Genomic DNA, 5,452 nt, shown 5'->3' with positions numbered 1-5,452 from the left:
AGCGCCGCCACCGGCGGCGACGCCTCGCCGACGACCTCCGACGGCGAGCGGACCGACTGGATCTTCGGCACCGACGACCTGACGTTCTCCGGCTACCAGGTCGCCCCGGCCGGGTCCGGCCACTTCCCGGTGGCGGTCACCGTCCGCGTCGGCGGCTGACCCGCGTGGCCGCCGCGCCCGGCCGCCGGGTCCGTCCGGGGGCTGGGAGCGGACCGTCCCGCGCCGCTAGGGTTCGCTCATGAGCACCGTGGAGGTCCGGGTCGGCCGGGCCGCGCCCGAGGACGCGGGGGAGATCCTCACCGTCCAGCGCGCCGCGTACGTCACCGAGGCGCAGCTGTACGGCGATCCGTTCCTCCCGCCCCTGGTGGAGTCGCTGGAGCAGGTGCGCAAGGCGCTGGCCGGCGGCGCGGTGGTGCTCAAGGCGGTGCTGGACGGCCGGATCGTCGGGGTCGTCCGCGCCCAGTTCAGCGACCACACCTGCCTGGTCGGGCGGCTCGCGGTGGTCCCCGACCAGCAGGGCGCGGGCGTCGGGCGGCTGCTGATGGGCGCGCTGGAGGCCGAGGTCGCCGGCCGCGCCACCGCGTGCGTGCTGTTCACCGGCCACCTCAGCGAGCCGAACCTGCGGCTCTACCGCAGCCTCGGCTACAGCGAGACGCACCGGGAGCGGGTCGCGGCGCACCTGACGTTCGTCCACATGCGCAAGCACCTGGAACCCGCGCCCGCCGCCGACCGCGCCTGACCGGGCCCGTCCTCACCGGGGGGGGGCTGCCGAGGACGGCGCGGGGCTGCCGGTCGGACGTGACGGGCCGGTAGGCTCTGGCGCGTGCTGAAAGTGGGACTCACCGGCGGAATCGGCGCGGGCAAGAGCGAGGTGTCGCGGCGGCTCGCCGAGCGCGGCGCCGTGGTCATCGACGCGGACCGGATCGCCCGGGAGGTCGTGGAGCCCGGCACGCCCGGCCTGGCCGCCGTGGCCGCCGAGTTCGGCCCCGGCGTGCTGACCGCGGACGGCCGCATGGACCGGGAGAAGGTCGGCGGCATCGTGTTCGCCGACCCGGACCGGCTCGCGGCGCTCAACCGGATCGTCCACCCGCTGGTCGGGGAGCGGATGCAGGAGCTCATGGACGCCGCGCCGGACGACGCGATCGTGGTCTACGACGTCCCGCTGCTGACCGAGAACGGCCTGGCCGCGATGTACGACGTGGTGATCGTGGTGGACGCGCCGGTGGAGCTCCAGGTCGAGCGGCTCACCACCCTGCGGGGCATGACCGAGGACGCCGCGCGCGCCCGGATCGCCGCGCAGGCCACCCGCGAGGAGCGCCGCGCGGTCGCCGACCACGTGATCGACAATTCCGGTTCGATGGACTCGCTGGACGCCCGGGTCGCGGAGATCTGGGCGGATCTGACCCGCCGCGCCGCCGCGGGCTGAGCACTTTGGAGGGCACGCCGATGCAGGTCGTCTGGGCCACCGATCAAGGTAGTCCGCACCGCCGCAACGAGGACTTCGTGGCGACCGCGCCGGGGGCCGCCGTCGTGCTGGACGGCCGCGGTTTCCCGCTCGGCACCGACCTGGGCTGCGAGCACGGCATCGCCTGGTACTCCCGCTCGCTGGGCACCCGGCTGCTCGCCCGGATCCTGGACGGTCTCGGCGACGCGCCGCAGGCCGGAGCGCCGGTCGGGCCGCCCGAGGGCGCGCACCGGCCCGGGAACCGCCCGCTGGTGGCCCGGCTCGCGGGCGCGATCGCCGACGTCGCGGCGGCCCACCGGGCGACCTGCGACCTGGCGCACCCGTACACGCCCTCCGCGACCGTCATGGCCGTACGGGTGCGCGGGGACGTGCTCGACTACCTGGTGCTGGCCGATTCGACCCTGCTGCTGGACGGGCCGCGCGGCGTCGAGCCGGTCATCGGCGGCCGGGGCTTCGCCGCCGGGGACCCGTCGGTCGCCGAGCAGGCGATCACCGGGACGGTCCCGCTGGCGGAGCTGCGCGGCGTCATGCTGCTGACCGACGGCGCGAGCCGCCTGGCCGACATGTTCCACCACACCGACTGGGCGGGACTGACGCGGATCGTCCGGGAGGAGGGGCCGGAGGCGCTGATCGCGCGCACGCGCAAGGTCGAGGCCACCGATCCGGAAGGCGTCCGGTGGCCGCGGAGCAAGCCGTCCGACGACGCCACGGTCGCCCTGATGGAGATACTGGGCGGTATGTGATTCTCCGGGGGAGATCGCCCGGACCATCGGATCTTCCCGGTTCGTCGCTATAGGCTCGGCGCATGGACTTGCGGGGGTGGTGGACGGCGTCGTGGCCGACGCGCCGGTCCCGCGTCCTGGACGTCTCGCTGGCCGCCGGCGCGTCCCTCCTGGACGGCGCGATCATGTGGGCCGGGACCTCGCCGGACTACTGGCTGCCCGGCTACGGCGTCGCGGCGGTCTCCTCCCTCGTCGCGTTCGGGCTGGTCGCGCGCCGCCGCTACCCCGTCCACCTCGCCCTGTTCACGCTGGTCGTCGGGACGGCGGCGGGCGGCGGGCCGATCACCGGGCTGATCGTCCTGTACTCGCTGGGGGCCTATGCCGCGTCCCGCTGGACGGCCATCGCCATCGCCGCGTCCAGCTACGCGGCCTTCCTGGTCGTCCCGTCGCCGAACCCCGACCACGGGTCGTTCGCGGCGAGCGCCACCTTCGGGCTGCTGTTCACCTCGTTCCCGGTGATCCTCGGCATGTACATGGGGGCGCGCAAGCAGCTGCTCGCGTCCCTGCAGGAGCGGGCGGCCAGGCTGGAACGCGAGCAGCACCTGCTCGCCGAGCGCGCACGCGCGGAGGAGCGCACCCGCATCGCCCGCGAGATGCACGACGTGGTCGCCAACCGGGTCAGCGTCATGGTCGTCCACGCGGGCGCGCTGCGGGCCGTCGCCGCCCGCGACCCCGACCGGGCCGCCCAGACCGCCGTCGTGATCGGCGACATGGGCCGGCAGGCGCTGGAGGAGCTCCGGCAGGTGATCGGCGTCCTGCGGCAGGGCGAGGACGAGCTGGCCACGGCCGCCCCCACCCTGGACGACGTGCGGTCCCTGGTCGGCCAGTCCGGCGCGGCCGGGCTGCTGGTGGACCTGGTGGTCTACGGGGAGGAGCGGCCGGTCCCGTCGGCGATCTCCCGGACGGTGTACCGGATCGTCCAGGAGGCCCTGACCAACGTGCACAAGCACGCCGGCGGCGCGTCCACCCGGGTCGACCTGCGGCTCCCGCCGGACGCCGTGGAGGTCTCGGTGGTCAACCGGCCCGCCCCGGAGGGGGCCGCCGGGCACGGCCTGCCGAGCGGCGGGAACGGCCTGGTCGGCCTGCGCGAGCGGGTCGTCGCGCTCGGCGGGCACTTCGAGGCCGGGCCCTGCGGGGACGGCGGTTTCGCGGTCCGGGCCAGGCTGCCGGTACCCGCATCCTGACCTGCGGAAATAAGTCGGCGACCGAGATTGTCCTACCCCCTGCGTAGAGTGGATCGTCCGGGCCGGTTCGGCGCCCGGCACCAGATGATCAGGGAGAGGCCAGATGCGACCGGTCACCGACCTGCAGCGCAAGGTGGCGCCGTTCGAGGTCGTCAGCGACATGACGCCGTCCGGCGACCAGCCGCAGGCCATCGCCGAGCTCGAGGAGCGCGTCCGGCGCGGCGACAAGGACACGGTGCTGCTCGGCGCGACCGGCACCGGCAAGACCGCCACGGTCGCCTGGCTGGTGGAGAAGCTCCAGCGGCCCGTGCTCGTCATGCAGCCGAACAAGACGCTCGCCGCCCAGTTCGCCAACGAGCTGCGCGAGATGATGCCGCACAACGCGGTCGAGTACTTCGTCTCGTACTACGACTACTACCAGCCCGAGGCGTACATCCCGCAGACCGACACCTACATCGAGAAGGACTCCTCGATCAACGACGAGGTGGACCGGCTGCGCCACTCGGCCACCAACTCGCTGCTGACCCGCCGCGACACCGTCGTGGTCGCGTCGGTCTCCTGCATCTACGGCCTCGGCACGCCGCAGGAGTACGTCGACCGGATGGTCCGGCTCCGCGTCGGCCAGCAGATCGAGCGCGACGAGCTGCTGCGCCGCCTGGTCGAGATGCAGTACAGCCGCAACGACCTGTCGTTCACCCGCGGCACCTTCCGGGTCCGCGGCGACACGGTCGAGATCATCCCGCAGTACGAGGAGCTCGCCGTCCGGATCGAGATGTTCGGCGACGAGATCGAGAAGCTCGCCACCCTGCACCCGCTGACCGGCGAGGTCCTCACCGAGGACGAGGAGATCTACGTCTTCCCCGCCTCGCACTACGTCGCCGGGCCCGAGCGCATGGAGCGGGCGATCGGCGCCATCGAGGCCGAGCTCGAGACGACGCTGGCCGACATGGAGCGGCACGGCAAGCTGCTGGAGGCGCAGCGGCTGCGGATGCGCACGACCTACGACATCGAGATGATGCGGCAGGTCGGCACCTGCTCGGGCATCGAGAACTACTCCCGGCACATCGACGGCCGCGAGCAGGGCTCGGCCCCCAACACCCTGATCGACTTCTTCCCGGAGGACTTCCTCCTGGTCATCGACGAGTCGCACCAGACCGTCCCGCAGATCGGCGCGATGTACGAGGGCGACGCGTCCCGCAAGCGGATGCTGGTCGAGCACGGGTTCCGGCTCCCGTCGGCGATGGACAACCGGCCGCTGAAGTGGGAGGAATTCCTGGAGCGCATCGGCCAGACCGTCTACCTGTCGGCGACGCCCGGCCCCTACGAGCTGGGCCGCGCGAAGGGCGACGTGGTCGAGCAGGTCATCCGGCCGACCGGGCTGGTCGACCCCGAGGTGATCGTGAAGCCCACCAAGGGCCAGATCGACGACCTGGTGCACGAGATCCGGCTGCGCACCGAGAAGGACGAGCGCGTCCTGGTCACCACCCTCACCAAGAAGATGGCCGAGGACCTCACCGACTACCTGCTCGAACTCGGCGTCCAGGTGCGGTACCTGCACAGCGAGGTCGACACGCTGCGCCGCATCGAGCTGCTGCGCGAGCTGCGCGCGGGCGAGTTCGACGTGCTGGTCGGCATCAACCTGCTGCGCGAGGGCCTCGACCTGCCGGAGGTGTCGCTGGTGGCGATCCTGGACGCCGACAAGGAGGGCTTCCTGCGCTCCGAGACGTCCCTGATCCAGACCATCGGCCGGGCCGCGCGGAACGTGTCCGGCCAGGTGCACATGTACGCCGACCGGGTCACCCCGTCCATGGAGCGGGCCATCGAGGAGACCAACCGGCGCCGCGCCAAGCAGGAGGCCTACAACGCCGAGCACGGCATCGAGCCGACGGCGCTGCGCAAGAAGATCGCCGACATCCTCGACTCGCTCGCCCGCGAGGACGCCGACACCGAGACGCTGATCGGCGGCGCGGGCCGCCAGCAGTCCCGCGGCAAGGCCCCCGTCCCGGGCCTGGCGTCCCGCC

General features: G+C 73.1%; 5 protein-coding genes. All 5 read left to right on the top strand.

Features of this window, described 5'->3' with window-relative positions; all coding sequences use genetic code 11:
- The first annotated feature begins 238 nt into the window (after positions 1 to 238).
- Positions 239 to 739 (top strand): GNAT family N-acetyltransferase, encoded by a 501-nt coding sequence (locus tag AB0J52_RS25450; protein ID WP_500184738.1) that lies wholly within the window; start codon positions 239 to 241, stop codon positions 737 to 739.
- An 84-nt stretch (positions 740 to 823) separates the two neighbouring features.
- Positions 824 to 1,426 carry a dephospho-CoA kinase gene (coaE, locus tag AB0J52_RS25445; RefSeq protein WP_500184737.1) on the top strand — a complete coding sequence of 201 codons (603 nt, stop codon included), beginning with the start codon at positions 824 to 826 and terminating at the stop codon, positions 1,424 to 1,426.
- A gap of 20 nt (positions 1,427 to 1,446) precedes the next feature.
- Positions 1,447 to 2,208, top strand: a complete 762-nt coding sequence (locus AB0J52_RS25440; RefSeq protein ID WP_500184735.1) for an integrase — start codon at positions 1,447 to 1,449, stop codon at positions 2,206 to 2,208.
- Between the two features lie 62 nt (positions 2,209 to 2,270).
- Positions 2,271 to 3,431, top strand: a complete 1,161-nt coding sequence (locus tag AB0J52_RS25435) for a sensor histidine kinase (protein WP_500184734.1) — start codon at positions 2,271 to 2,273, stop codon at positions 3,429 to 3,431.
- A gap of 103 nt (positions 3,432 to 3,534) precedes the next feature.
- The coding region (gene uvrB / locus AB0J52_RS25430) for an excinuclease ABC subunit UvrB (RefSeq protein ID WP_500184732.1) at positions 3,535 to 5,452 on the top strand (1,918 nt) is incomplete at its 3' end.

Origin of the sequence: Spirillospora sp. NPDC049652 (genome assembly GCF_040675125.1) — a bacterium.
In the GTDB taxonomy this organism is placed as follows: Bacteria; Actinomycetota; Actinomycetes; order Streptosporangiales; family Streptosporangiaceae; genus Spirillospora.
This window is presented reverse-complemented; position numbering and strand designations above follow the sequence as displayed.

Bases quoted from the DNA above. Each gene is read 5' to 3' on its own strand.
- AB0J52_RS25450 (WP_500184738.1), top strand. From the start codon at position 239: ATGAGCACCGTGGAGGTCCGGGTCGGCCGGGCCGCGCCCGAGGACGCG.
- AB0J52_RS25440 (WP_500184735.1), top strand. From the start codon at position 1,447: ATGCAGGTCGTCTGGGCCACCGATCAAGGTAGTCCGCACCGCCGCAAC.
- AB0J52_RS25435 (WP_500184734.1), top strand. From the start codon at position 2,271: ATGGACTTGCGGGGGTGGTGGACGGCGTCGTGGCCGACGCGCCGGTCC.